This window comes from Burkholderiales bacterium, from assembly GCA_035560005.1.
GTDB lineage: Bacteria > Pseudomonadota > Gammaproteobacteria > Burkholderiales > Eutrophovitaceae > DASRFY01.
In genome coordinates this window covers 56,279-79,410 of the sequence record DATMAN010000029.1, presented here as the reverse complement: position 1 = coordinate 79,410, position 23,132 = coordinate 56,279, and the positions used below count along the sequence as shown (strand labels likewise).

Genomic DNA, 23,132 nt, shown 5'->3' with positions numbered 1-23,132 from the left:
GACGTACGAAGTCCGTGCCGACGGGCAGCTTCTTACCTGCGAGCCGGCGCGCGAGCTGCCGCTCGCGCAGCGCTACTTCCTGTTCTGACGATGCGCGTCGGGCGTGTGCTGCCGCACGGTACCGAAGCGCCGCCGGGCGCGCCGCGCCTGGTGCTGCCTTTCGAGCGCCGTTGCGTGAGCCGACAAGCGGCGCGCCTGTCCGACGGGCGGGAAGCGCAGCTCTTTCTTCCGCGCGGCACGGTGCTGCGGCACGGCGAGGTCCTCGAGGCCGACGACGGCACGCGCGTCGTCGTCGAGGCGGCGCCCGAGCACGTGCTCGTCGTGCGCGCCTCCGACCGCCGCGCGCTGGCGCGCGCCGCCTATCACTTGGGCAATCGGCATGTCGCGGTCGAGGTCGGCGACGGCGTGCTCAAGCTCGCGCACGATCACGTGCTCGAAGCCATGCTGCGCGGCCTCGGCGTCGCCGTAGAACCGGCGCACGCGCCGTTCGAGCCGGAAAGTGGCGCCTACGCACACGGCCGTTCGCACGCCCATGAACACTGAGCCTCTGGCCGAGCACGCGCTCGTTGCGCTGCTGCATCTCGCGTCGCCGGCGCTCCCGCTCGGCGCGTTCAGCTATTCGCAAGGGCTGGAAGCGGCAGTCGAAGCGAAAGACGTCAGCGACGAAGCGACGGCGCGCCGCTGGATCGCAGACGGTCTCGCGCATGGCTTCGGCCGCTGCGAGCTTCCCGTGTTCGGCCTGCAATACGGGGCGTGGTCGCACGGCGCGAGCGACGCGGTCGCACAGCGCGACGCATGGTTTCGAGCCAGCCGCGAGACCGCCGAGTTCCTCGCCGAAACCGAGCAGATGGGCTGGGCGGCGGCGCAGCTCGCGCGCGAACTCGCGCTCGGTCCCGAGGCCTGTCGAGAAGTGCTGCGCGCGATGCGGCCGATCGCGCTGCCGACCGCGATGGCGTTCCTCGCCTGGGCTCAGGGCATTCCGAAGACGATGGCGCTCATCGGTTATGCGTTCGCATGGCTCGAAAACCAAGCGACCGCCGCCGGCAAAGCCGTGCCGCTCGGCCAAAGCGCGGTCCAGCGCATCGTCCATGCGCTGCGTGGCACCGCGGTCGAGCAAGCGCGCCGCGCGCGCGCGATCAAAGACGACGACCTCGAAACCTTTTCGCCGCGCCTCGCGATCCGGAGCGCGCGGCACGAAACGCAATACACGCGACTCTTTCGCTCATGAGCGCTCCAGCGCAACGCAGCAAACGCAACCCGCCGCTGCGCGTCGGCGTCGGCGGGCCGGTCGGCTCGGGCAAGACCACGCTCGTCGAGAAGCTGTGCAAGGCGATGCGCGACCGCTACGACATCGTCGTGGTCACGAACGACATCTACACCAAGGAAGATCAACGCCTGTTGGCGGAAGCGGGGGCGCTCCCGCCCGAGCGCATCCTCGGCGTGGAGACCGGCGGCTGCCCGCACACCGCGATCCGCGAAGACGCTTCGATCAATCTCGAAGCGGTCGATCGGATGCTCGCGAAGTTTCCGAATGCGGACATCGTCTTCATCGAGTCGGGTGGCGACAACCTCGCGGCGACCTTCAGCCCGGAACTCTCTGATCTGACGATCTACGTGATCGACGTCGCGGGCGGGGAGAAGATTCCGCGCAAGGGCGGGCCGGGCATCACGCGCTCCGATCTGCTCGTCATCAACAAATCGGACCTCGCGCCGCACGTCGGCGCGTCGCTAGAAGTCATGGAACGCGACGCCAAACGCATGCGCGGCGAGCGGCCGTTCGTCTCCAGCAATCTGAAGACCGGCCACGGGCTCGACGCGATCGTGCGTTTCATCGAGACGCAGGGACTGCTCCAGGCCGGGGCGGCGTCCTGAAGCAAGAGAAGCGATATGCCGCCCGATTACCGCGACACCGGGCCGAAGAACTGGCGTGGCCGGCTCCTGTCCTTGCGCGCCGAGCTCGGCTATTTCACTTCGACCACGGCCATCATGCCTTGATCGGCGTGCTCGGCGATGTGGCAGTGAAACATGGTGCGGCCCGTGTAGCGGTCGAAGTGGATTCCCAGACGCGCCACGTCCCCGGGACGCAGGCCGATCGTGTCGCGATGCTGCGCGAACGGCGGCGCCTTGCCGTTGACCGACAGCACGTCGAAGTGCCAGGTGTGCAGGTGGAAGGGATGGTCCATCACGTCGTCGTTGCGCACGATCCAGATCTCGCGCGCGCCCGCCTTCACCTCGAAGGTGGGTGTCACCTGCATGCCCTGGTGGCGATGGTGGAAGGCACGGTGGTTGATCATCAGGGCGGCGAGCTGGACCGGCCTTTGCGCCTCGACCGCCGTTTCGTCGAACCGCGGCAGCGTGGCCAGCCGCTGGGGCAGGGCGACCGGCTGCCGTGCATCCGGCGGCAGCAGTGTGAGGACGGGCTGCACCGGGGTTTCGTTCAGTCCGCGCCGGGGCGAAGGTTTGTAGATGAGCCTGCGCGTGCCACCGTGGGACAGATCGATCAGCACTTCGGCGCGCCCGGCCGGAACCAGCAGCAGCTCGTCGATTTCCACGCGGGATTCCAGAAACCGACCGTCGAGCGCGATCAGATGGAGCGGCTCGCCGCTGTCGAGGGCGAGTTTCCAGAAGCGCGCGTTGGAGGCGTTGACCAGCCGCAACCGCAGCAGCGAGCGCCGGGCGTGCAGCCGCGGCCGGATCTGACCGTTGACAAGCAGCATCTCGCCTTCCTTGCCCAGGATCCAGTCGGTCGGGCGATGAGGCGCCGCCGCGCAGTTCTCGACCGTCAAATCCTTGAGCACGAGAACGTGCTCTTCAGCCTGGACCAGCTCGCTTTCGCGGTCGATCGCGTTTTCCACCACGAGCGGCGCCGCCAGGCCGGCGAACAGCGGCCTGGCGGTATTGCCGTGCACGTGCGGATGAATCCAGAACAGGCCGGCTTCCTCTTCGAGGATCGGCAGCTCGTAATCGAAATCGGCGCCCGGCGGCGTGACCACCCAGACGTTGTCGGCATTGCCCGAGGGAGAGACCGCCACGCCATGGAAATGGAGGTTGCTGGGAATGTCGAGCCGGTTTTCGAAACGCAAGGCGAACGTCTCTCCGGCGCGCGCGCGTATCAGTCGCCCGGGGTAAGTCTCGCCGTAGGTCAGGAGCCGCGCCGGCTGCCCGGCCACGGCGAGGTCCAGAGGCGCCGCGCGCAGTACACCCCGTGCACCCCAGGAAACGCTGCGGTCGAGCGCAAGTTCCGGCAGCCGGCGCAGAGGCTCGTCGGCAACAGGCTTCGATGGCCGGCAGGCAGCGTGCGCGCGCCCGGCCAGCGCAAAGGCGAGGGTCGCCTGCAGCAACCGGCGACGCCGTGCGTCGATCACCGCGTTGCGCCCAGCGACTTGAACGCCAGCCGCTCCGGCGCGTCGATCACGCCGGAGCGCACCAGGCCGCGGATCACCTGCTCGCGAACCGGCAGCACCTTGGCGAGCGGCGCCTTGCGCAAGGTTGCCACCTCCCGTTCGGTGTAGGGCTCGAAATCCTCGGGCAGTTGCGCCGCGCTGTAGGCACGCAGCATCCAGTTGAGCAGGTCGGCGAGCCTGCGATCGTCGAGCATGGAGAGCGCCACGCCCGGAACCTGGACCAGAAAGCGGCGGCCTTCGGGCGTATGAACGAAATAGCCGACGCGATCCTTCAGATCCGGCACTTCCGAAACCGATACACCGGTGTGTCCGTGGCAACCCTGGCAGTTGCGCGAATAGTCCTGCACCGAGTCGACGATGGAGATGACCTTCACACCGGCTTGGCGTGCAACCGCATCGGCCGGCACCACGCGCTCGGCGCGTGCGCCCAGCGCAAGCAAGAAGGCCGCCGCCATACCGCCGGCGGCGCTTGCGATTACGGCCGCGCTACTGCGCGAGGCCGACGATCGCCGCGCTCGAGCAGTGATAGACCATGCTGCTCGCACCGAAGCACCAGACGATGTCGTTGTTCAGTTGCGGCCGGTAGACCGGCATTTCGCCTTCGGTACCCAAGCAGGGGCACTGCCCGCAGGCATCCTTGCCGCAGCAGTCGCGATAGGCGATGAGGTAGGTCTTTCCGTCATCCGGGTTGAGGCAACTCCCGATCCAGCCGGTGGGCGAGGGCGAGGAGCCGGGCGGGCAGGTGGCCGGACCACCACCGCAGCAGCTGCACAGGTATCCGTCCGCGGAGCAGTAACGCCAGTAGTTGCAGGCCGTCGAATCCTTGGTTTGCGCCTTCTGGGCGAAGGTCTTGTAGTCGCCGTGCGCCTCGGCCGCGTGCGCCCGGCGGCTTACCGGGAGCAGCGGGAGCGCGCCGGCGCCGACCAGTGCGCCGCCGAGCGCGGCGAGGAAGCTGCGCCGCGAGACATGCTGGGCGGACTTGCGAGCCAAGCGCTCGAAGGTACCGTCGACAAACGAGAAGAAGTTGCGGTTGGATGCCATTTTCCCTTTCCCTCCGAACGACTCTGATAGCAGTCTAGCCGATGCGCGGGCCTCAGGTGCTCTCGATGACGGACTGGTCGTCGTTGCGCACGTAGCCTTTTGCCTTCAGGTAAGCCTGGATCGAACCGTAACCGGTCTCCTTCGCGATGACCAGGCTTTCCAGATGCTCGCGGCTGTTGACCAGCCCTTTGGCGCGGATCACGCCTTCCTCGTCGATCAGCACGGCGTAGGGCAGCTTGCCGACCTGGAAGGCCATGCCCACCTGCGGCGAGTTGACGTATGCAATGTCCCGCAAGCCGTGATCATCGATCATCCGTTGCTGCTCGGTGAGGTCGCCGTCGCCCACCAAGACGACCTCCAGCCGCTCTCCGGCCGCGAACGACTTCGCGATCGGCAGCAGCTTCTTGCACACCGGGCACGTGGGCGAAACGAACAGCAGCAGCCGCAGCCTGCCGCTCGCCAGCGGGACGCCGAAGTCGATCAGCTCGCCGTGGATGTCCTTGACCGAAATGCGCGGAGCCATCTCTCCGACCTCCGGGCCGCGGTCGGTCATCAGGGCTCCCATCGGGGCCACGCGCTCGTGCAGGATCCCGATCTGGCGCACCAGCCCGAAGATCATGAGGCCCATGCCCAGCACGACGATCCACAGAACGACGTTGGAGACGAGCAGCGCCTCGTAGCTCATGGCGCTTTCCACCGGGTTTTCGACGCCGCCCGAGCCAGGGCGGCGTCATCGCGCGCGACCGGCCTGCGGGTGAGGACGCCGGCCGCGTAGTAGCCCAGAAACAGCATCACCCCGCCTGCCACCGCGGTTACGTAGTCGAGCACGCCGGGCGCGCGTCCGCTCGGCGGCAGCAGCAAAGCGAGAGCCACCCCGGCGAGCAGCAGGTTGCGCGCGATCAGCCAGCCGCTGATGGTCTGTTTGAACGCCGACTTGAAACAGCCGCAGTCGATTTCGCGCCGCCCGCGCGCGAGGTTGATGCCCATCGCAGCGGCCAACAACAGCAGCAGCCCTGCGGCGAGCAAGGCAGCGGAGGACCGCGTGGCCACCGCGAGCACCCCGAGGCCGGCGCCCAGCTCCGCGATCGGAAGCAGCACGGCGAACGGGGCGATCAGAGCCGCCGGGAGCAGATGGTAGTTCGCCACGACGCCCTGGAATTCTTCGCGCGCCAGCAGCTTGGACACGCCAGCGTGCACGAACACCAGCGCGGTCAGACAGACGGCGAGGGCATGAAACGCGGGATCGAGCGTCATGGTCCGCGAACCTTCAATCGCCGTCGGCCATGAGGACATAGGGCGACAAGCCGATGCCTTCGATCCTGCCGCGTTCCTTGCCGGTGCGCGGATTCCAGGAGACGAGCTTCGCCGTTTCGGTCAGCGTGAACAGGATCGGGTTCTCGTCGTTGGTGATCTTGAGCGCGTGCGCATGGTCGGCGCCGAGCCGGATGCGTTGCACCCGCTTCCGGGTGTTCATGTTGTAGACCCACACTTCCTCGCCGGCCTGCTTGTGCGTCCACTTCAGCCCGCGGTGCATCAGCACGTAGAGCCGATTGGTATGGGCGTTGTAGCTGATCGGCATCCAGCCGCCGGGACGCCATCGCGCTTTGCGGTCGGCGGCGCTGAGCAGGCTCCAGGGTTTCTCGAACGCCGGCTGGTCCGGCGTGAGATCCACCGTGATGACGTTGCCTTCGTAAGTCAAAAAGTGGAGCTTGTTGTGGATCTTGTCGAAGGCAGGGTGTTCGAACACCGGGTCCTTCTCGGCGTCGAAGAAGCGCGCGCTGCGTTCGCTGTCCGGGCTCATGTTCTCGTCGAACTTGACCGTCAACAGCGTGCCGTCGGCGCACAGAGAGGAAAAGCGGCGGGGCGCGGACGGAAACACCAGCGCACAGCCCGGAATCTCGAGTTCGCCCTTGTAGCTCATGTCGGTGGTATCGACCACGCTGATCGCGGTGGAGGGCGCCATGTTGTACGAATAGACGTACCGGCCATCCGGAGAAATATCGGCGTCGAAGCGCTTGATGACCACCAGGAAACGGCCGTTCTCGAGGATCGCTTCGTTTTCCGGAGCCAGGGTCTGGGCGTCGATCGCAGTGAGGACGTCGGTTCGCTCTCCGCGGTCGCCGCGGCTCCAGTAGGTTTCCAGCCAGTAGAGCTTGCTGTGGTCGGGAGCGATGACCAGGTTCGAGGCCGCGCCGCCGTTGAACATGCCGATGATCCGCATCTTGTCGCCGTCCACCACCCAGGTCTTGGACCGGCTGAATACCGGGAAGATGGGCTCGACCACGTAAAGGCGGTGTGGATCCGCTGGAGGCAGCCGCACGATATCGTGCTGCTCGCCCATGAAATCCTTGGCTTCTTCGTGGATCGATTCGGTGCCTCCGCGCGGATCCTGGCCCGTGGCTGGAACGCTGACCAGAGCCGCCAGCAAGAGGCCGATGAGCGGAACAGCAATTCGGCTGTGGTTCATGTCTCCTCCCGAAAGTGGACGCGGCCCTTGTCTCGGCCCGCGGCGCGATGACGAGCGAATTCTGTCACGGGCTGAGCCGATGCGGAAGATCGGTAGCAACGCAGCGACCATGCGCTTGTGAGGCTTCTGCCGCGGATCGCCCCCTGCGGGCTGCGGTGGCGGGCCGACCGATCGCAAGCGCCGTTTTGCGGTCACAGGTAAAAGCGAAGGTGGCGGTCGAACCTCATAAGACTCTCGAAGACGATCAAGTAACTATCGGATAGAACGTTGTCTTGCTCGATTCCTCCAAGCGCCAGCGGCAACGGTGTGATTGACCTGCGCCGGTCAGGGCGAGCGTCGCGGCGAATGGACGGCCGCAAAAGCCGCCGGTTACACTGGCGCGCCTTCACGCGCTGGCTCGTGTGCGCGCTCGTGGGGGCTGCTGCGATCGAGGCGGCGGGGGCCGGTTCGGACCTCGAGCAGCAGATCGAGCGCGCGCGGCTGCTGCGCCAATTGCAGGAAGACGCGCCGGAGCGGGCGCTGTTGCCTGCGGCGCGCCTGGAGCCGCGAGCGCTTGAAGCGGCGCGGGCCCAGGCTTCGGCCGCGTTCAGGGACGGACATTGGCGCGCAGTGCTGGGTGCCCAAGTCCGGGCGCGGCACTTCGCACAGGAGGCGGAGCGCGCCGGCGTGCGCGCCATGCAACTGCGGCGGGCGCGTGACGCCCTCGAGCTGCAACTGAAGGTGCATCGACAGGATCTCGATCATCGTCTGCAGCGCAAGCGCTGAGCGACGAACATTCCCTACGGAGGAAAAAAGCGTGAACAAGCAATGGAAGAAATGGATCGGTGCCTGGAGCTTCGGGCTGGCTGTGGCGCTGGCGCTGCCCGCGTTCGGCGCCCAGGACACCGAAACGCTGATCGACCAGGCGATGACCGGGGCCCACCGGTCGGACAGGAACAAGGCGCGCGACAAGTATCGCCATCCGAAAGAGACGCTGATGTTCTTTGGGTTGAAGCCGGACATGACCGTGGTGGAGATCACTCCGGGCATGGGGTGGTATACCGAGATCCTCGCGCCGGTGCTCAAGGACGGTGGTACGTACTACGCGGCGGTCTTTGCCGTGAGCGACCAGTCCTCGGAGTTCCTGCGCAACATGGACAGGAGCTACCGCTCGATGCTGGCTGGCAATCCCGACCTGTACGGCAAGGTGCGGCTTTCGGTGTTGTCGCCTGACTCGATGCAGGTTGCCCCGCCGGGCAGCGCCGATATGGTGCTGACTTTCCGTAACGTGCACAACTGGGCGAAGGCCGGAAACGTGGACGCGATGTTCAAGGCATTCCACGACGCGCTGAAACCGGGCGGCATCCTGGGCGTAGTGGAGCACCGGGCCAAGCCGGGCACGCCTTTCCAGCAGCAGATCGACTCGGGCTACATGACCGAGGACTATGTGATCGAAACGGCACGCAAGGCCGGTTTCAAGCTGGTCAACAAGAGCGAGATCAACGCCAATCCACGCGACACGAAGGACCATCCCGGCGGGGTGTGGACCTTGCCACCGACGCTGCGCAACGTGTCGGATGCGGACCGGCCGAAGTACCTGGCCATCGGCGAGTCCGACCGGATGACGCTGAAGTTCGTCAAGCAGTAGCTCCGGAGCGCAAGCCGGGATGACGGTGGGACCGAAACGCAGTCGCTGCTAGACTTTGCGTCCGCGCGACTGGAAGGGAAGGTCAGGCATGAAACACTCGAACATAGTGGTTTCCTTCGCCGTGGGCTCCGCGCTGCTGGCGGTCCCGTGCGCGATGACGCAGGCCGAGCTGAAAGCCGATGAAAAGGGTTTCGTCCGCCTGCAGCTCGGCGAAGAGCAATGGGAGGAGTATCCCGGCATTCCGGGCATCGATCGGATGACGGTGTATGGCGATCCATCGAAGCCGGGCGTTTACGTGATCCGGGTCCGGTTCCAGCCCGGCGTGATGAGCATGCCGCACTTCCACCCCGAGGATCGGCTGGCCACGGTGCTCAAAGGCACCTGGTGGACCGGTACCGGGGAAGACTTCGAGCCCGAGGCTACGGAGCCGATCCGTGCCGGCGGTTGGATGCTGCACCCGGCGGGCGCGGCGCATTTCGACGGTGCAAAGGACGAGGAAGTCGTCCTTCAACTGGCGGGCGTGGGTCCGAGCGGCACCACGTTCATCCGACCGGAACTGGGCCGTACCGGCCGATCGCGCTGAATCGGACGACGATCTTTCCAGAGGCGGCAGGACTGGCTGCGTTCTGCCGCCTTTGTCTTGTGCAAGGACAAGGCAACCGTGCCCTCCGACATCGAAATCGCGCAGGCTGCGCCATTGCAGCGCATCAGTACCCTCGCCAAGGTGCGCCTGGACATCTCCGAGGACGACCTCGAACCCTATGGCTACTACAAGGCCAAGATCTCGCTGGACTACCTGCACAGTCTCAAAGACCGTCCGGACGGCAAGCTCGTCCTGGTGAGCGCGATCAGCCCCACGCCGGCGGGAGAAGGCAAGACCACCACGACCGTGGGTCTGGGAGACGCGCTCAACCGCATCGGCAAGAAGGCGCTCGTGTGCCTGCGCGAGCCCAGCCTGGGACCGGTGTTCGGGCTCAAGGGTGGAGCCGCGGGCGGCGGGCGTGCGCAGGTCGTGCCGATGGAAGATATCAACCTGCACTTCACCGGTGACTTCAGCGCGGTCGCGCTCGCCCACAACCTGCTCGCGGCGATGCTCGACAATCATCTTCATCACGGCAACGAACTGGGCATCGACCCGCGGCGGATCACCTGGCGGCGCGTGGTGGACATGAACGACCGCGCCTTGCGCCAGATCGTCGTCGGGCTCGGCGGCGCGGCGAACGGCGTGCCGCGCGAAGACGGCTTCGACATCGTCGCCGCCTCCGAGGTCATGGCCATTCTGTGCCTGGCGGAATCGGTCGGCGATCTGAAGGATCGGCTGGGACGCATCGTCGTGGGCTATACGCGCGAGCGCAAACCGGTGCGCGCCGCAGACCTGGGCGCGCACGGGGCCATGGCGGTGCTGCTCAAGGACGCGATCAAGCCCAATCTGGTGCAGACACTGGAGAACAATCCCGTGATCATTCACGGCGGGCCGTTCGCCAACATCGCGCACGGCTGCAATTCGGTGATCGCCACCCGTGCCGCGCTCAAGCTGGGCCAATACGCGGTGACCGAAGCAGGCTTCGGCGCGGACCTCGGCGCCGAAAAGTTCATCGACATCAAGTGCCGCAAGGCCGGCTTCAGGCCGGACGCCTGCGTGCTCGTCGCTACCGTGCGCGCGCTCAAGTACCACGGCGGGGCGCAACTGAAGGCGCTCGGTCGGGAAGACCTCGAGGCGCTGGAAAAGGGTTTCGTCAATCTCGAACGCCACGTGCGCAACGTGCGCGAGGTGTACGGCCTGCCCTGTGTGGTTTCGATCAATCACTTCGCGCACGACACCGAGGCGGAGCTTGCGCTGCTGCAGAAGAAATGCGCGGCGCTCGGAGTGCCTGCGGTCGTGGCCCGCCACTGGGCGCAGGGCGCCGCGGGTGCCGAAGCGCTGGCGCGCAAGGTGGTTGAACTCGCGGAGTCGGGCAAGGCCGACCTGAAGTTCGTCTATGCAGACGAGGCACGCCTCGCCGAAAAAATCGGGGCGGTGGCCGGAAAGATCTATGGCGCTGGAGCGGTTTCCTTTGACGCGAAGGCCAGAGCGCGCCTCGAAGAGCTGGAGAAGGAAGGCTACGGGCGGCTCCCGGTGTGCATCGCCAAGACGCAGTTCTCCTTTTCGACCGATCCGGCGCTGCGCGGCGCGCCCAGCGGACATACACTCACCGTGCGCGAGGTGCGCCTGGCGGCCGGCGCCGAGTTCGTGGTGGCGATCTGCGGCGATATCATGACCATGCCGGGACTGCCGAAGGTGCCCGGGGCGGTCAGGATCGATATCGGGGAGAACGGGCAGGTCGCCGGCCTGTTCTAGGAGTCCCCGGTCCCGAGCCGCGCGTGCGCAGTCTCGCAGCGCGCCGCTCAGCCTCCGCCTTCATGAAATTCAAGCAGCTCACCGCTCTTTCCGTCGCGCAAGGCGAATCCACTGCCGCGCAGGATCTGTACTGGCTGGAAAGAAACATTCCCTGCCAGTCTGCGTGCCCGGCGGGCACCGATATCCCCGGCTACCTCGAGGCGATCTACCACGGACGCTTCGCCGAAGCCTACGAGATCAACCTGCGCGACAACGTGTTTCCCGCCGTCCTGGGAAGAGTCTGTTCGCGCCCCTGCGAAGCGGCGTGCCGGCACGGCTGGGAAGGCAACGGCGAACCGGTGGCGATCTGCTTCTCCAAGCGCTCGGCGGCGGATTTCTCCAGCCAGACGACCGTGGTGCTCCCGCCGCGATGCCGGCGCACCGGTCGGCGGGTCGCGGTGGTCGGTGCGGGGGTCGCCGGCCTGACCGTGGCGCGCGAGCTGGCGCTGGACGGACACGAGATCACGGTGCTGGAGAAGCACCGCTCCCCGGGTGGCATGCTCAACCAGGGCATTCCTGCTTTTCGCCTGCCGCGCGCGGTGATCGAGCGCGAAATCCGGCAGATCACCGCGCTCGGCGTGACGATCCGATGCGGGATCGAGGTGGGGCGCAGCGTCACGCTGGAACAGCTCGTCGCCCAGCACGATGCCGTGGTCCTCGCGGCGGGAACGCTACGCCCGAACACGTTGGCGTTGCCGGGCGCGCAGCACCCGGGCATCGAGCACGGCTTGAGTTTTCTGCTCGAAGTCAACGAGTCTGGCCGTCGATCGATCGGCAGAAGGACGGTGGTGATCGGTGGAGGCTACACGGCGATGGACTGCGCGCGCACCGCGCTGCGCCTGGGCGCGCAAGTGGGTGTGTATTACCGGCGCGGGCGCGACGACATGGTGGTCCTTCCGGGCGAGATCGAGGCGTTGCTGGACGAGGGCGGCAGGCTGGAAACCCGGTGCTCGCCCTTGGGCTTCTTCGGTGCGCAAGCGGTCGAAGGGGTAATGTTCGTTCGAACCCGTCCGGGCCAGGCCGGAACCGACGGACGGCGCCTGCCGCTGGAAGTGCCGGGCAGCGAATTCGCGGCGAACGCCGACAGCGTGATCCTGGCGACCGGGCAGTTTCCCGATACGCGCTGGATCGACCCTGGGTTGAAGTCCCGGCTGGTGGCCGCGGACGGTTGGCTGAGCAGCGGGACCGCGCACGAGAGCGCGCACCCGCAGGTGTTCGTGGCCGGCGATTTCGCCTTGGGCGCCACCACCCTGATCCAGGCGATCGGCCACGCCAAGCAGTGCGCGCGCAAGGTCGATGCGTATCTGTCGGGCACGAGTCGGCCTCGATCGGCAGCCCTCATCGGACCGGCCTTCCAGTCCAAGGGTCCCGGTGGGCGGGATACCGGACGCACGCCGGACATGAACGTCATTCCGCTGCACCCCATGCCGGTATTGCCGGTCGAGCAGCGTCGCGAGCAGGCCGAGGTCGAAACGGGTTTCGACGAGCAGACAGCGCGGCGCGAAGCCTCGCGCTGCTATCTGTGCCACTACAAGTTCGAAATCATCGACGCCAAGTGCGTGTTGTGCGATGAGTGCCTGAAGGTCAAGCCGGTGGATGGCTGCATCGTCGAGGTGGCCGACCTGTTGCGCGACGAGGACGGGCGCATTACGGGCTATCGGCGGGTCGAGGCCGGTCGAACCGATTCTCTCTATTACAACCGCCTGTGGATCGACCAGAGCCAGTGCATCCGCTGCGGGCGCTGCGAAGCGGTGTGTCCGGTGGGGGCGATCACCATCCAGAAAGTGAGCTTGCGCCCGTCGTGAGCGCTCCTGATCGTCGAAAGGCGCTTGTTCCAGGCACTTGCCGGGCAAACCGGCTTCCAAACTCCAAATCCTGCCTCTATACTCTGGCGCGGGCGCAACAATAAGCATTGAGCGCCGACGAGGTCTTAACAAGAGGCCGTGAAGGGCCTGGGTGACGGAGCTGCAGGTGGCGCTGATTCTGGCCGTGGACATGGCCGGCGTACCGAATCGCTGGCTGATGGTGGAAGATGCAATCACGTACCACGCTCGCCATATGGTGGCGTGGTCGCTGGGGACTGTCGTGGCCACGTACCACGGCGGCATCTCCCAGCGGACCGGCCAGCGCTCCGAGCTGTCCACCCGCAGCATCATCGCGATCAAGGGCGCAGTCGACTTCGCCAAGGACCACGCGGAGCCGCACCTGTCGAACACGGCCCTGTTCCAGCGCGACCGTCATATCTGCGCCTACTGCGGCGACAAGTTCCGCGAACGCGATCTGTCTCGCGACCACGTCATTCCCATCTACAAGGGCGGGCGCGACCGCTGGATGAACGTGGTCACGGCCTGCCGCGCGTGCAATATCCGCAAGGGCGGGCGCACGCCGGAGGCTGCTCGCATGCCGCTGCTCTACCTGCCCTATGTGCCCAACCGGTACGAACATCTAATCCTGCAAAACCGCCGTATCCTGCAAGACCAGATGGAATATCTGATGGCCAAGGTGCCCAGGCACAGCCGTCTGCACAGCTGAAGCCGGCGCGCCAACGACGGCGGCTCCAGCTTGTCCAACGACCGTCATGCCGCCTCCCGCTGAACCGGAACGGTGTTCGGGTTGCTGGCCCTTCGCATCGTCGATTGCCTGAATCCCATGAAGAACTTCATCGTGCTGGCGCTGTGTGCCGCGACCTTCGCGGGCTGTGAGTCCAATCCGATCACCGGTCGCCAGCAACTCATGCTGGTGTCGGAGGATTCGGCGATCGCCGCTTCTCAGGAGGCGTATGCCGAAATGCTCAAGCCGATGGCGAAGGACGGAAAGCTCAACAACGATCCTGCGCTGAAGGCCAGAGTGGACGAAATCACCGGCCGGCTCGTGGCGCAGGCCATCCGGTACCGTCCGGAGACCGAGAGCTGGCAATGGAGCGTGGCGGTGATCGACGATCCCAAAACCGTCAACGCCTGGGCCATGGCTGGCGGACGCATGGCGGTGTACACCGGCCTGATCCAGCAACTCAAGGTGACCGACGACGAACTGGCCCAGGTCATGGGCCACGAAATCTCCCACGCGCTGGCCAGGCACACCGCGGAAAAGATGTCGCGCGCCATCGCGCTGCAGCTGGGGCTGGGCGCGTTGACGCTGACCCAGCGCGACAGTCGCTACGGCGGCCTGGCGGTGCAAGGCGCCGCGCTCGCGGCGATCGTTGCCCTCGAGCTGCCCAACAGCCGCGAAGCCGAGTCGGAAGCCGATCGCATCGGAATCGAACTGGCGGCCAAAGCCGGCTACAACCCCGAGGCGGCCGTCACGCTGTGGCGCAAAATGAGCCAGCTGGGCGGAGGCGAGTCCCGCTTCGATTTTCTCTCCACTCATCCGGCACCGGCCAGGCGCATGGAAGCGCTCGCAGCATTGGTGCCGCAGATGATGCCCTACTATCAGGACAAGTCTCCGCGCCCCGTGTACAAGCTGCGCCCGGCGCCGACGGCCAGGTTCTGGCCGGGCGGCGGCGAACTGCACGCGGCGGCCGGGGGGTGACCGCGCGCGAGGCGCGTGGCTGAACCGGCCGATCGGAGGACTTAGCCGGGGATCAGGCGTGAAACTTCCCGCCGCTCCAGCGCAGACGGTTCAGCGCGGGCGAGATGCGGTAACGGTCTTCGCCATAGTGCGCCTGCAGGTTCGCGAGCACGCGCGCCACGAGCGCCGGGCCGAGTTGATCCGCCCAAGCCAGCGGGCCCTGGGGGTAGTTGGTGCCCAGCCGCATCGCGGTGTCGACATCGGCTGCGCTGCCGATGCCTTGTGCGACCACATCGGCCGCTTCATTGGCCAGCATGGCCACGGTACGCAACACGACCAGGCCGGCGACATCGGCGACGGGCGTAACCGCGAAGCCCGCCTTCTGCAACGCGCCGACCACGGCACGGTAAGGCTCGTCGCGGCACTGCGCCGCGCGGGTCACGCCGATGCGCACAGCCTTGGCGTAGTCCAGGCACAAGTCGAGCAGCACGAAGTCCTGACCGTGTTCTTCGACCGCCCGGCGTGTGGCGCTGCGCCCGTCCGACAGCGCCACGCGCGCCACGCCCGGCTCGACCGGATCGGATCGCGCGACCTGCTTGACACCGATGCCGGCGTTCTTCAGGCGCGCCGCCAGCGCCTGCAGCGGTGCAAGCTCGCCGGTGAGCGTAATCGATTCCGCGGCCTCAGCCGTCGGTTCCACCGCCGCCGTGGGCCCGGCTTCGCCGTCGACATAGCGATAGAAGCCTTCGCCTGACTTGCGCCCCAAGCGACCGGCGCGCACCAGCTCCTGCTGGAGCAGCGAGGGCGCGTAGCGGCGGTCGTAGCCCATCGCCTGAAAGAGCGAGGTCGTCACGGCAAGGTTGACGTCCAGGCCGATCATGTCCATCAGCTCGCAGGGGCCCATGCGGAACATTGCGCTGTCGCGCAGCAGCGCGTCCAGCGTGGCGGGATCGGCGGCCTGCTCGGCCAGCAAGCGCAGCGCTTCGCCATAGAAGGGTCGGGCGACGCGGTTCACGATGAATCCCGGCGTGGATTTGACCTGCACCGAGGTCTTGCCCCAGGCATTTGCGGTGGCCGCGACCTGCGCGGCGACCTCCGGACTCGTGAAGAGTCCGCTCACGACCTCGACCAGCGCCATGCGTGGCGCGGGATTGAAGAAGTGCATCCCGACCAGACGTTCGGGGTGTTTCATGCCTCTGGCCAGCGCCGTGATCGACAGCGAAGAGGTGTTGGTGGCGATGATGCAGCCGGACGCGACTTCGGCTTCGAGCGCGCCATAGAGGGTGCGCTTGGCTTCCTCGTCCTCTACGATGGCCTCGATGACCAGCGCGCTGTCGGCGGCCGCGTGCAGTTTGTGGATGGGATGCACGCGGGCCGCGATCGCGGCCGCCTCGTCGGCCGCGAGCTTGCCTCTTGAGACCAGGGCCGCAAGGTCCTTCTCGATCGCTTTCTTGCCTCGTTCACAGGCGCCGGGAAAGGCATCGTGCAGGTAAACGGCGTGACCTGCGCTGGCCGCTACCTGCGCGATGCCGGTGCCCATCGTGCCCGCTCCGATCACGGCCACTTTCGCGCTGCGCGGCAGTGCGTCTTTCATGTTGGATCCCGCGTTCCAGGAAGGATGCCATGTTGGCCTGCTCGCCGCCCCGAGATCAAGCCGCGGCGCGCGGCGTCGCAAACCATATATTCGACACGAAGAAACCGCTTTATCAGATTGTTTAAGTGTGATAAGTGCGGCGATCTTTTGTTCCTCAGCGAACGTCATCCCTTATCTTTGCGCGACGTTTGAGTGACAATCGCATCCACGAACACTGAATGCCAACGACGAGGAGCAGCCCTATGCGCTCGAAGGGGATCGCTGGAAAGGTTTTCGCCACCGCAGTGCTGGCGGCGCTGTGGGGCGCGCTGCCGCCACCGGCCGCGGCCGGGTTCTATTCGCTCGACGAAGTCAAGCCGATGTGGCTGAAGGTCGACCGCAATGGCGATGGCTTCGTCACGAAGGAGGAGCTTTGCGCGGAGGATCCGGCCTTGGCGTCCGGATTCCGGCGCGCCGATTACAACCGCGACGGCAAGCTGGACCTGCGCGAGTTCGAAGTTCTGCTGATCAGTCTCTAGAACCTATCTCAAAATCCCCGACGGTCGCGTTGCGACGAGAAGCGGTTGGATGCGAGGCGGCGTGCGAAGGACAGTAGCTAAGCCTACGGCCGAGCGCGCCAACGACGCAGACGGCCGCTTATCGTCGCAACCCTTCGGGGCGGGGTCGCCTGGGGCGCAGCGCGTCGTTGCGGCTCGGGTCCTTGGCTCTGGCCAATGGTCTCGCTGCCCGCGCCTCGCGCTGCATCCCCAGGCAACCCCGCCGCGGCCGCCGGGGATTTTGAGATAGGTTCTAGCCAACACGCCGGCCGGCACCGCCTAGCGCCGGGTCTGGAGGCTGAAGGGATCCGAGCACACGTCGCTGCCGTCGCGCGGGATGCGGCTGCCGAACAGCTTCTGCAGCGGCACCCAGATCACCGACGTAGCCATCCGGCCCACCGTCTCGACCACGTCTCCGGGGGACACGCCGATGCTGAACTCGGTGAAGCTGCCGTTGACGCCGATCGGCGTGGCGAGGCTCAGGAATTGCGCGGTCTTGCTGCGGGGACGCAGCCGCAATCGGAGCTGCTCGGTCTTGAAGTCGGCGTGGCCGGTGCCGATCACGCGCATGCGGCTGGTATCGAGGACGATTGCGCGGTCCACCAGCCGCCCGTCGGTCAGCTCGAAGCGGCCGATGGCGCAGTTTACCCGCGACTGCTTTTCCGGATCGACCGCGGGCACGAGCGCGATCAGGACGTTGACTGCCCACAAATCGAAGATTCCCGCCTTCATGTTTTCCGGCCAGACCGCGAAGTCGAGGCGCCCGTTGCCGTGGCGCAGGACTTCGGACAGATAGCGCGCGCGCGAAGTGACGTCCAGGTCGACGCTGAAGGTGCCGCGCAGGTCGGTATCGGGCTTGATCCGGCGCGCAAGAATGCCGTAGTCGAATCTGCGCACCTGGATGCGCAGCCCGACCCGCACGTCCTGCTCGGTGGGCTCATAGCCGAGCGAGACCGTCGCCGATCCGCCAGGAATCTCGACTTCGATCGGTCCGATGTCGGCGCGCCCGTTTTCCAGCCGCGCATCGAGCCGCCCGCTGCCCAGCTTGTCCCGGCCGGAGAACACCTGGTCGACTCGCACGCTGAGAAAGGCATCCTGGCGGCGCAGGACCGCCGGGCTGAGCAGGCGCTGCGCTTCATCGGTGGCCCGGACCGCCTTTTCGCGCACGTCCCGGGCCGAAGCCCTGTCCGCTTCGGCCGGCTTGCTTTCCACCGGCGACCAGCCGTCGAACCTGAAATCGTCGAGCTGGATGTTGGGCGCAGCGAGTGCCACCTCCAGGCGTGGCCGAGCATGAACGGTTTCGAGCTTGCCGTTTCCGGTCAACACGCTGTCTCCGATCTGCAGCCGCAGGTCGGCAACCTCGTAGCCGGCCGCGGACATTCTGAACTTTCCCGAAGCCGACCACGGACCCCATGGCGGAAGCGAAGCGCGCACCAGGCGGTCGAGGGCGCTCAGGCGGGAGCCCTGCAGGTCGAGCGTGAGTTCGACGTCCTTGTTGCCGAGCGGTCGCGCCACTGCGCCGGCGAGCGCAAGCCGAGTCTGCGCCGCCTCGGCGGTGAGCTTGAACGGGATGCGCAGCCGCGTGTCGGCCAGATCTCTGGCGGGTGCGGTTTCCAGGCCAACGGAGACCGGAATATCGTCGAGCGAGCCGTTCAGGGTGAGCCGCAGCGGTGCGCCGGGCTCGGCGCGCAGCAGCCCGGTGTGCAGCCCGATACGCGCTTCGGCGCGCGTGTTGGGGTCGCGCAGCGTGAGCCGCCCGCCCGCGAAGGTGCCGGTGAGATCGGCGCGCGAAAGCATGTCGCCGAGGCGGCTGGAACGGGTCGCAAGGTACAGGCGCATCAAGTCGAGCCGAGCGTCGAGGCCGGTCACCAGATCGAGCCTGCGCAGCAGGGCACCGATATCGACGTCGTCGGCGGCAAGCCACAGCCTGGCTTCGGGTTCCTGGGCGCGTAGATCGAGCAGGATGGCGCCGCTGAATGCGGCGTCGCCGACCTTCACCGCGAAGGTGGAGGGATGCATGTAGCCTTCGCGGATGCGCCCGTCGAACGACACGTCGCGGATCTCGAGCGGACTGCCCTCGAAGCGCGCGAGCCGCACCTGCACATCCGAGTCGGTGAGGTCGATTCCGCGTGGAAGAATCGGGATGTCGAGCACCGGTCCGGCTCTGCGTGGCTGTTCCGAACGCGGCAGCAGTGACTCGATCTCCGCCACATCGATGTTGTCCGCGGAGAGCTTGGCCTGAATCAGCGGGCGCTGGCCGATGAAAGTCTGCGCGACCTCGGCGAGGATCGCGCTGCGCCCGATTTGCATCCGCACGCGCTCGGCGCGCCAGGACCGGCTGCGCAGCCAGACCCGCCCGCTGAGGTGGATGCTGGCCTGGGAATCCGGTGTGAATCCGAGCCAGCTCGCCGCGGCGCTGGCGCGCGGCGCGGCGAGCTCGAAGGCGATCTGCGGCCCGCGCTCGAGCGCGGGCCGCTCCAACAGCCCGTGCACGCGGGCGCGCAGTTGACCCGACTCGAGGTTGAAATCGATCGGGGAACGTCCTTGCAGCATCATCGCCTCCAGCGCCCCGCCCGAGAGCGAAGCCTGAACCGGGCGGCCGAGGAGCGTCCCGCGCAGATTGCCGCGTAAGGACTGTCCGGAGGGCAGCGCGATCGCGAACTTGTCCAGATCGAACGCGACCGGCCGTCCGCCTTCGATGTTGCCGTAACTCAGATGGCCGCGCTCGATCTCCAGACGCACATCGAGGCTTTGCACCAGTTCGCTCACCTGATCGCCTTGTGCCCCGACGCGCAGCTCAAAGCGGCCTACGCGCCCCTTGATTCCGGGCAGGCCGGTGAGCAGCTCGGCCAGCCCGCCGAGATCGGATTCGCGGGTGGCGAGCGACATGGCGAAGCGCGGCGGCGTGGTGGTCGCGTCGGCGTGCGCGCGACCCGCCAGCGCAACGCCGGTGACCGTGGCGCGAATCGGGACTTCGAGCCGACCCTGTTCGAGCTTGACCTGCAGCGCGGCGTCTTTCACGTCGCCCGGAAGGTTCAGCCAGTTGCCCACGCTCAGGGTCAGATCGGCGTCCAGATCGTTGAGTTGACTCAGGCTGAAGGCGACCTGCGACAGCTCGCGATAGGTATCGGCCAGGCTCCTGGGCGGGGCAGCCATCCGCGCCATCGCTTCCTTGGGATCTTCGGGGCGCGGCAGCAGAAACGGGCGCAGGTCCAGCGAGGGCAGCGCAAGCGCTCCGCGAATTGTCGGGCGCGCGCCGCTGGTGTCGAATTCCAGCTCGCCGCTCAGGGTCGTGTTGCCCATGACCCCGACCAGCCGGGACACGGTCACCTTGCGCGGATCGAACACGATGCGGCCGGCGAGCGCCGTGGCCCCCAGCGCAGGCAGGCGCGTCTGGAACAGGCGCTCGAACTCGGTGAGCGTCTCGGTGCCGAGACCGAAGCGCAGATCGCCGCTCGCGCCGGTCAGCGCGCCCTCGAGCGTGAGGGAAGAGCTGAGGAAGGTCAGCGTGAGGCGCAGCGGCCACGGTTTTTCGGCGCGCAGAAGATCCTGTAGGGGACCTGCGGCCAGCTCGATCTGGTAGGGGAAGACTTTCTCGACGGTGCCGGTGAGCTTCATGGTCAGCGCCTCATCGGCTGGAGCCTTGGCGCTCAGCGCATGCAGGTCGAAGTAATGCGAAACGCCTTCGCGCGTCACGTATTCGACCTTCAGGCCTTCGAGCGAGACACGGTCGATATCGATGACCGGCAGGTCGGCGACGGACGTGGACGCGCGTTGCGGCCGTGCGCCGGACCGATCGGCTGCCGGGAGCTGGAAGGTCCAGTTGTTGTCGCCGGCCGCGCGCTGCACCAATCGCACCTGCACGTCGCGGCCCGAAAGTTCGTCCACGTGCAGACGCCGGTGCATGAGTTGCCAGAGATCCAGCGCCAGCCGCGCCTCGCCCAGGCGCGCAAAATCCCGTGCTCCGAACCCCTCAGGATTGGCGATGCTGACTGCGCCGATGGTGAGCTTGGGCCGGCCGGAGATTTCGAGCCGCATGGCGCCTTCCAGGCGCACTTCGCGCCCCACGGTTTCGGAGAAGGCGCGCGCAACCGGCTCGCGCAACGCGGATGCATCGACCGGAATTCCGACGAGGCTCACGTAGAGCAGACCGAGCAGCAGGCTCAGCACGGCGGCGGCCAGCGTCCACACGCTCCAGCGCAGAAGCCGCCGCGGAAGAGTCGTTGCCTTCGACTGCATGCCCGGATTATCCGACAAGCGGGGCGCGGGAAGCGAATCGCAGCCGCGCTGCATGCATCAAGCCGCGCGCACGGGCACGACCGTTCGCGGAACCGAGCGGGAAGGAAGTCTGTGAGCGCGCGGCCTGCGTTTCAGGACGGCGGAAGGTAGCGCGCGACCGCCTGATCGATCGCGCCGAACAGCGACCGTCCCTCTGCATCCAGCGCTTCGATGCGCACCCGGTCACCGAAGCGCAGGAAAGGCGTGGAGGGCGCGCCGGCATCGATGATCTCCAGCATGCGCTTCTCGGCGATGCAGGCCGAGCCCCTGCTGCGATCGACGTTGGACACCGTGCCCGAACCCACGATGGAACCGGCTTCCAGCTCGCGGGTTCGCGCGGCATGCGCGATCAGCGCCGGAAAGTCGAACGTCATGTCGGTGCCGGCATCGGGTTCGCCGAACAGTCGGCCGTTCAGAGTCACGCGCAGCCGCAGCCTGACCTTTCTGCCGTCCCAGGCCGCGCCAAGCTCCTCCGGAGTAATCGCACAAGGCGAAAACGCCGTGGCCGGTTTGCTCTGGAAGAAGCCGAACCCTTTGGCCAGTTCCTTCGGGATCAGGTTGCGCAGGCTGACGTCGTTGGCCAGCATGAGCAGCTTGATGTGTGCGCTCGCGGCGGCGGCCTTGATACCCATCGGCACGTCGTCGGTCACGACCGCGATCTCGCCCTCGAAATCGATTCCCCACTCTTCCGATTCGGCCAGGATCGGATCGCAGGGCCCGATGAAGGAGTCCGATCCGCCCTGGTACATGAGCGGATCGGTCCAGAGTTCGGGCGGCATCTGCGCCCCGCGTGCCTTGCGCACCAGCTCGACATGATTGACGTAGGCCGAAGCGTCCGCCCACTGGTACGCGCGCGGCAGCGGCGAAGCGCAGTGGCTGGGGTCGAACGCAAAGGCGCCCGCAGCCTTGTTCTCTTCGAGCGCTTCGGCGAGCTGCGAGAGCCGGGGCGAGACCTGCGCCCAGCGATCGAGCGCCCACTGCAGTGTCGGTGCGACGCCCTCGGCAGCCACCGCGCGGGACAGATCCCGGCTGACCACGACCAGCCTGCCGTCGCGTCCGGACTTGAGCGAGGCCAGCTTCACGCCTTGTCCCTCAAGCGAAAGGGGGCAGGGCGCGCCGCGACGCGAGGACGAAAGCCTTTCATGCGGTCGCCTTCCGCTTCCAGGAATCGACATACGCAGTGTCTTCCACGCCTGCAGGAAGCGTCTCGACCTCGACCGGAAAACGGGTGTCGATCATCACGGCCACTTCGTCGGTTTGGGCGCGCGCTCCCTGCGCTCCGATCTCGAAAGCTTTCGGGTGCGGGCCGTGGGCAAAGCCGCTGGGATGCAGCGTGACCATGCCCGGGCGGATGTTGTCGCGCGAGAAGAACTGCCCGCGGTGGTAGAAGATGATTTCGTCGTAGTCGTCGTTGCTGTGGAAAAACGGCACCTTGAGCGCACCGGGATCGGATTCGATCGGCCGCGGCACGAAAGTGCAGACCACGAAATTGCGCGCGACGAAGGTCGTGTGCGCCGAAGGCGGCAGGTGATAGCGATGGCTCATGAGCGGGCGGATGTCGCGCCAGTTGAGCTTCACCGGCACCAGATCGCCGTGCCAGCCGACGGCGTCGAGCGGGTTGAAGGGATAGGTAATGGTGGCCAGCGCCTCACGCCGTTTGACCACCACTCGGGTCTCGCGCTCGTCCTGCTGCGCCCGGAATGCGTCGTCGATGCGCGGGGCTTCCAGCACCGCGGGATCGAAGATCGCATGCGCGCCGACCAGGCCCTTTTCCGGCAACTGGTATGAACCCTCGGTGGATTCGATGAGCAGCAGCGTCGTGGGCCCCGCCGGCTCGATGCGCCACAGGGCGCCGCGCGGCAGCATGAGGTAGTCGCCGTCGCGGTAGGTCATGTGTCCCCAGTCGCAATACAGGTCGCCCGCCCCCTCGTGCACGAAAAGCAGTTCGTCGCCGTCGGCGTTGCGCGCCAGATGGTCCATCGCACGGTCGCAGCGCCAGAACCGCAGTTTCACGTCGCCATTGCGCAGCAGGCGCGCGGCGTTCCACGGGCTGTCGCTCGCGGATACGAGCCGGTTCAGGTCGAAAGCCCGCGGCCGCAGCGCGCCTTCGAAGCCGATCCAGCCGGTGGGTGGATGGCGGTGATGAAAGTGCGCGCTGGGGCCGAAGAAACCTTCCTTGCTCATCTCGCGCTCGTAGGTGCCCGCAGGCAAGTCGGCATGGGCCTGGCGCGAGTGCGTGCCTTCGCCTCTGGGAAAGCTGATCCATCGCTTGCTCATAGCAGCCTCCTGATCTTCACCCCG

20 protein-coding genes and 1 pseudogene are annotated in these 23,132 nt (G+C 66.8%); 11 read left to right on the top strand and 10 right to left on the bottom strand.

The features are described 5' to 3' along the window. The first annotated feature begins 90 nt into the window (after window positions 1-90). The 3 genes and pseudogenes from ureE (at window position 91) to ureG (ending at window position 1,872) form a co-directional block, all read left to right on the top strand. Window positions 91-510, top strand: a pseudogene (gene ureE, locus VNM24_03700) (urease accessory protein UreE). 22 nt (window positions 511-532) lie between these two features. Further along, a complete protein-coding gene (locus VNM24_03695; GenBank protein ID HWQ37703.1) occupies window positions 533-1,228 on the top strand; it encodes an urease accessory UreF family protein in 696 nt (231 codons plus the stop codon). Beyond that, window positions 1,225-1,872 (top strand): urease accessory protein UreG, encoded by a 648-nt coding sequence (ureG, locus tag VNM24_03690; protein HWQ37702.1) that lies wholly within the window; start codon window positions 1,225-1,227, stop codon window positions 1,870-1,872. Before VNM24_03695 ends, ureG begins: the two co-directional genes overlap by 4 nt. An 89-nt stretch (window positions 1,873-1,961) precedes the next feature. Here the strand turns inward: ureG and VNM24_03685 are convergent, their stop codons facing one another. From VNM24_03685 to VNM24_03660, 6 genes are read right to left on the bottom strand one after another with little or no spacing between them, the layout of a single operon-like run. Then, window positions 1,962-3,365 carry a multicopper oxidase family protein gene (locus VNM24_03685; protein ID HWQ37701.1) on the bottom strand — a complete coding sequence of 468 codons (1,404 nt, stop codon included), beginning with the start codon at window positions 3,363-3,365 and terminating at the stop codon, window positions 1,962-1,964. Continuing rightward, complete coding sequence (locus tag VNM24_03680) at window positions 3,362-3,859, bottom strand: cytochrome c (protein ID HWQ37700.1); 498 nt, start codon at window positions 3,857-3,859, stop codon at window positions 3,362-3,364. The genes VNM24_03685 and VNM24_03680 overlap by 4 nt, the downstream gene beginning before the upstream one ends. Before the next feature lie 31 nt (window positions 3,860-3,890). Beyond that, window positions 3,891-4,445: a methylamine dehydrogenase (amicyanin) small subunit gene (mauA, locus tag VNM24_03675; GenBank protein HWQ37699.1), complete on the bottom strand. Its 555-nt coding sequence runs from the start codon at window positions 4,443-4,445 to the stop codon at window positions 3,891-3,893. A 52-nt stretch (window positions 4,446-4,497) separates the two neighbouring features. After that, a complete protein-coding gene (mauD, locus tag VNM24_03670; protein HWQ37698.1) occupies window positions 4,498-5,130 on the bottom strand; it encodes a methylamine dehydrogenase accessory protein MauD in 633 nt (210 codons plus the stop codon). Further along, on the bottom strand, window positions 5,127-5,699 hold the full coding sequence (locus VNM24_03665; GenBank protein HWQ37697.1) for a MauE/DoxX family redox-associated membrane protein: 573 nt from the start codon (window positions 5,697-5,699) through the stop codon (window positions 5,127-5,129). Before VNM24_03665 ends, mauD begins: the two co-directional genes overlap by 4 nt. Before the next feature lie 13 nt (window positions 5,700-5,712). Further along, window positions 5,713-6,912 carry an amine dehydrogenase large subunit gene (locus VNM24_03660; GenBank protein HWQ37696.1) on the bottom strand — a complete coding sequence of 400 codons (1,200 nt, stop codon included), beginning with the start codon at window positions 6,910-6,912 and terminating at the stop codon, window positions 5,713-5,715. A gap of 345 nt (window positions 6,913-7,257) precedes the next feature. On the opposite strand from VNM24_03660, the gene VNM24_03655 reads away from it, so the two are divergent. The 7 genes from VNM24_03655 (at window position 7,258) to VNM24_03625 (ending at window position 14,444) form a co-directional block, all read left to right on the top strand. Further along, window positions 7,258-7,677, top strand: a complete 420-nt coding sequence (locus VNM24_03655; protein HWQ37695.1) for a hypothetical protein — start codon at window positions 7,258-7,260, stop codon at window positions 7,675-7,677. 31 nt (window positions 7,678-7,708) lie between these two features. After that, window positions 7,709-8,539, top strand: a complete 831-nt coding sequence (locus VNM24_03650; GenBank protein ID HWQ37694.1) for a methyltransferase — start codon at window positions 7,709-7,711, stop codon at window positions 8,537-8,539. Between the two features lie 88 nt (window positions 8,540-8,627). Next, window positions 8,628-9,122, top strand: a complete 495-nt coding sequence (locus tag VNM24_03645) for a cupin domain-containing protein (GenBank protein ID HWQ37693.1) — start codon at window positions 8,628-8,630, stop codon at window positions 9,120-9,122. Between the two features lie 78 nt (window positions 9,123-9,200). Beyond that, window positions 9,201-10,877: a formate--tetrahydrofolate ligase gene (locus VNM24_03640; protein ID HWQ37692.1), complete on the top strand. Its 1,677-nt coding sequence runs from the start codon at window positions 9,201-9,203 to the stop codon at window positions 10,875-10,877. Between the two features lie 62 nt (window positions 10,878-10,939). Further along, window positions 10,940-12,721, top strand: a complete 1,782-nt coding sequence (locus tag VNM24_03635; GenBank protein ID HWQ37691.1) for an FAD-dependent oxidoreductase — start codon at window positions 10,940-10,942, stop codon at window positions 12,719-12,721. 190 nt (window positions 12,722-12,911) lie between these two features. After that, window positions 12,912-13,448 carry an HNH endonuclease gene (locus VNM24_03630; protein ID HWQ37690.1) on the top strand — a complete coding sequence of 179 codons (537 nt, stop codon included), beginning with the start codon at window positions 12,912-12,914 and terminating at the stop codon, window positions 13,446-13,448. Window positions 13,449-13,520: 72 nt separating this feature from the next. After that, window positions 13,521-14,444 carry a M48 family metallopeptidase gene (locus tag VNM24_03625; protein ID HWQ37689.1) on the top strand — a complete coding sequence of 308 codons (924 nt, stop codon included), beginning with the start codon at window positions 13,521-13,523 and terminating at the stop codon, window positions 14,442-14,444. 52 nt (window positions 14,445-14,496) lie between these two features. Here the strand turns inward: VNM24_03625 and paaH are convergent, their stop codons facing one another. Next, entirely contained in the window at window positions 14,497-16,017 is a 1,521-nt protein-coding gene (gene paaH / locus VNM24_03620) for a 3-hydroxyacyl-CoA dehydrogenase PaaH (protein HWQ37688.1), read from the bottom strand. A gap of 242 nt (window positions 16,018-16,259) precedes the next feature. Here paaH and VNM24_03615 point away from each other — a divergent pair, with 242 nt between their 5' ends. Continuing rightward, a complete protein-coding gene (locus VNM24_03615; GenBank protein HWQ37687.1) occupies window positions 16,260-16,535 on the top strand; it encodes an EF-hand domain-containing protein in 276 nt (91 codons plus the stop codon). Between the two features lie 297 nt (window positions 16,536-16,832). On the opposite strand, the gene VNM24_03610 is transcribed toward VNM24_03615, so the two are convergent. From VNM24_03610 to VNM24_03600, 3 genes are all read right to left on the bottom strand, one after another. Further along, complete coding sequence (locus tag VNM24_03610; protein HWQ37686.1) at window positions 16,833-20,792, bottom strand: hypothetical protein; 3,960 nt, start codon at window positions 20,790-20,792, stop codon at window positions 16,833-16,835. A gap of 131 nt (window positions 20,793-20,923) precedes the next feature. Continuing rightward, window positions 20,924-21,913, bottom strand: coding sequence for a fumarylacetoacetate hydrolase family protein (locus VNM24_03605; protein ID HWQ37685.1), 990 nt, complete (start codon window positions 21,911-21,913; stop codon window positions 20,924-20,926). A gap of 58 nt (window positions 21,914-21,971) precedes the next feature. Beyond that, window positions 21,972-23,108, bottom strand: a complete 1,137-nt coding sequence (locus VNM24_03600; GenBank protein ID HWQ37684.1) for a homogentisate 1,2-dioxygenase — start codon at window positions 23,106-23,108, stop codon at window positions 21,972-21,974. Between the last annotated feature and the right edge of the window lie 24 nt (window positions 23,109-23,132).

Excerpts from the sequence above, each read along its gene's own strand:
- VNM24_03695 (HWQ37703.1), top strand. The coding sequence starts at position 533 with ATGAACACTGAGCCTCTGGCCGAGCACGCGCTCGTTGCGCTGCTGCAT.
- ureG (HWQ37702.1), top strand. The coding sequence starts at position 1,225 with ATGAGCGCTCCAGCGCAACGCAGCAAACGCAACCCGCCGCTGCGCGTC.
- VNM24_03680 (HWQ37700.1), bottom strand. The coding sequence starts at position 3,859 with ATGGCGGCGGCCTTCTTGCTTGCGCTGGGCGCACGCGCCGAGCGCGTG.
- mauA (HWQ37699.1), bottom strand. The coding sequence starts at position 4,445 with ATGGCATCCAACCGCAACTTCTTCTCGTTTGTCGACGGTACCTTCGAG.
- mauD (HWQ37698.1), bottom strand. The coding sequence starts at position 5,130 with ATGAGCTACGAGGCGCTGCTCGTCTCCAACGTCGTTCTGTGGATCGTC.
- VNM24_03665 (HWQ37697.1), bottom strand. The coding sequence starts at position 5,699 with ATGACGCTCGATCCCGCGTTTCATGCCCTCGCCGTCTGTCTGACCGCG.
- VNM24_03660 (HWQ37696.1), bottom strand. The coding sequence starts at position 6,912 with ATGAACCACAGCCGAATTGCTGTTCCGCTCATCGGCCTCTTGCTGGCG.
- VNM24_03655 (HWQ37695.1), top strand. The coding sequence starts at position 7,258 with ATGGACGGCCGCAAAAGCCGCCGGTTACACTGGCGCGCCTTCACGCGC.
- VNM24_03645 (HWQ37693.1), top strand. The coding sequence starts at position 8,628 with ATGAAACACTCGAACATAGTGGTTTCCTTCGCCGTGGGCTCCGCGCTG.
- VNM24_03635 (HWQ37691.1), top strand. The coding sequence starts at position 10,940 with ATGAAATTCAAGCAGCTCACCGCTCTTTCCGTCGCGCAAGGCGAATCC.
- VNM24_03630 (HWQ37690.1), top strand. The coding sequence starts at position 12,912 with ATGGCCGGCGTACCGAATCGCTGGCTGATGGTGGAAGATGCAATCACG.
- paaH (HWQ37688.1), bottom strand. The coding sequence starts at position 16,017 with ATGAAAGACGCACTGCCGCGCAGCGCGAAAGTGGCCGTGATCGGAGCG.
- VNM24_03615 (HWQ37687.1), top strand. The coding sequence starts at position 16,260 with ATGCGCTCGAAGGGGATCGCTGGAAAGGTTTTCGCCACCGCAGTGCTG.
- VNM24_03610 (HWQ37686.1), bottom strand. The coding sequence starts at position 20,792 with ATGCAGTCGAAGGCAACGACTCTTCCGCGGCGGCTTCTGCGCTGGAGC.
- VNM24_03600 (HWQ37684.1), bottom strand. The coding sequence starts at position 23,108 with ATGAGCAAGCGATGGATCAGCTTTCCCAGAGGCGAAGGCACGCACTCG.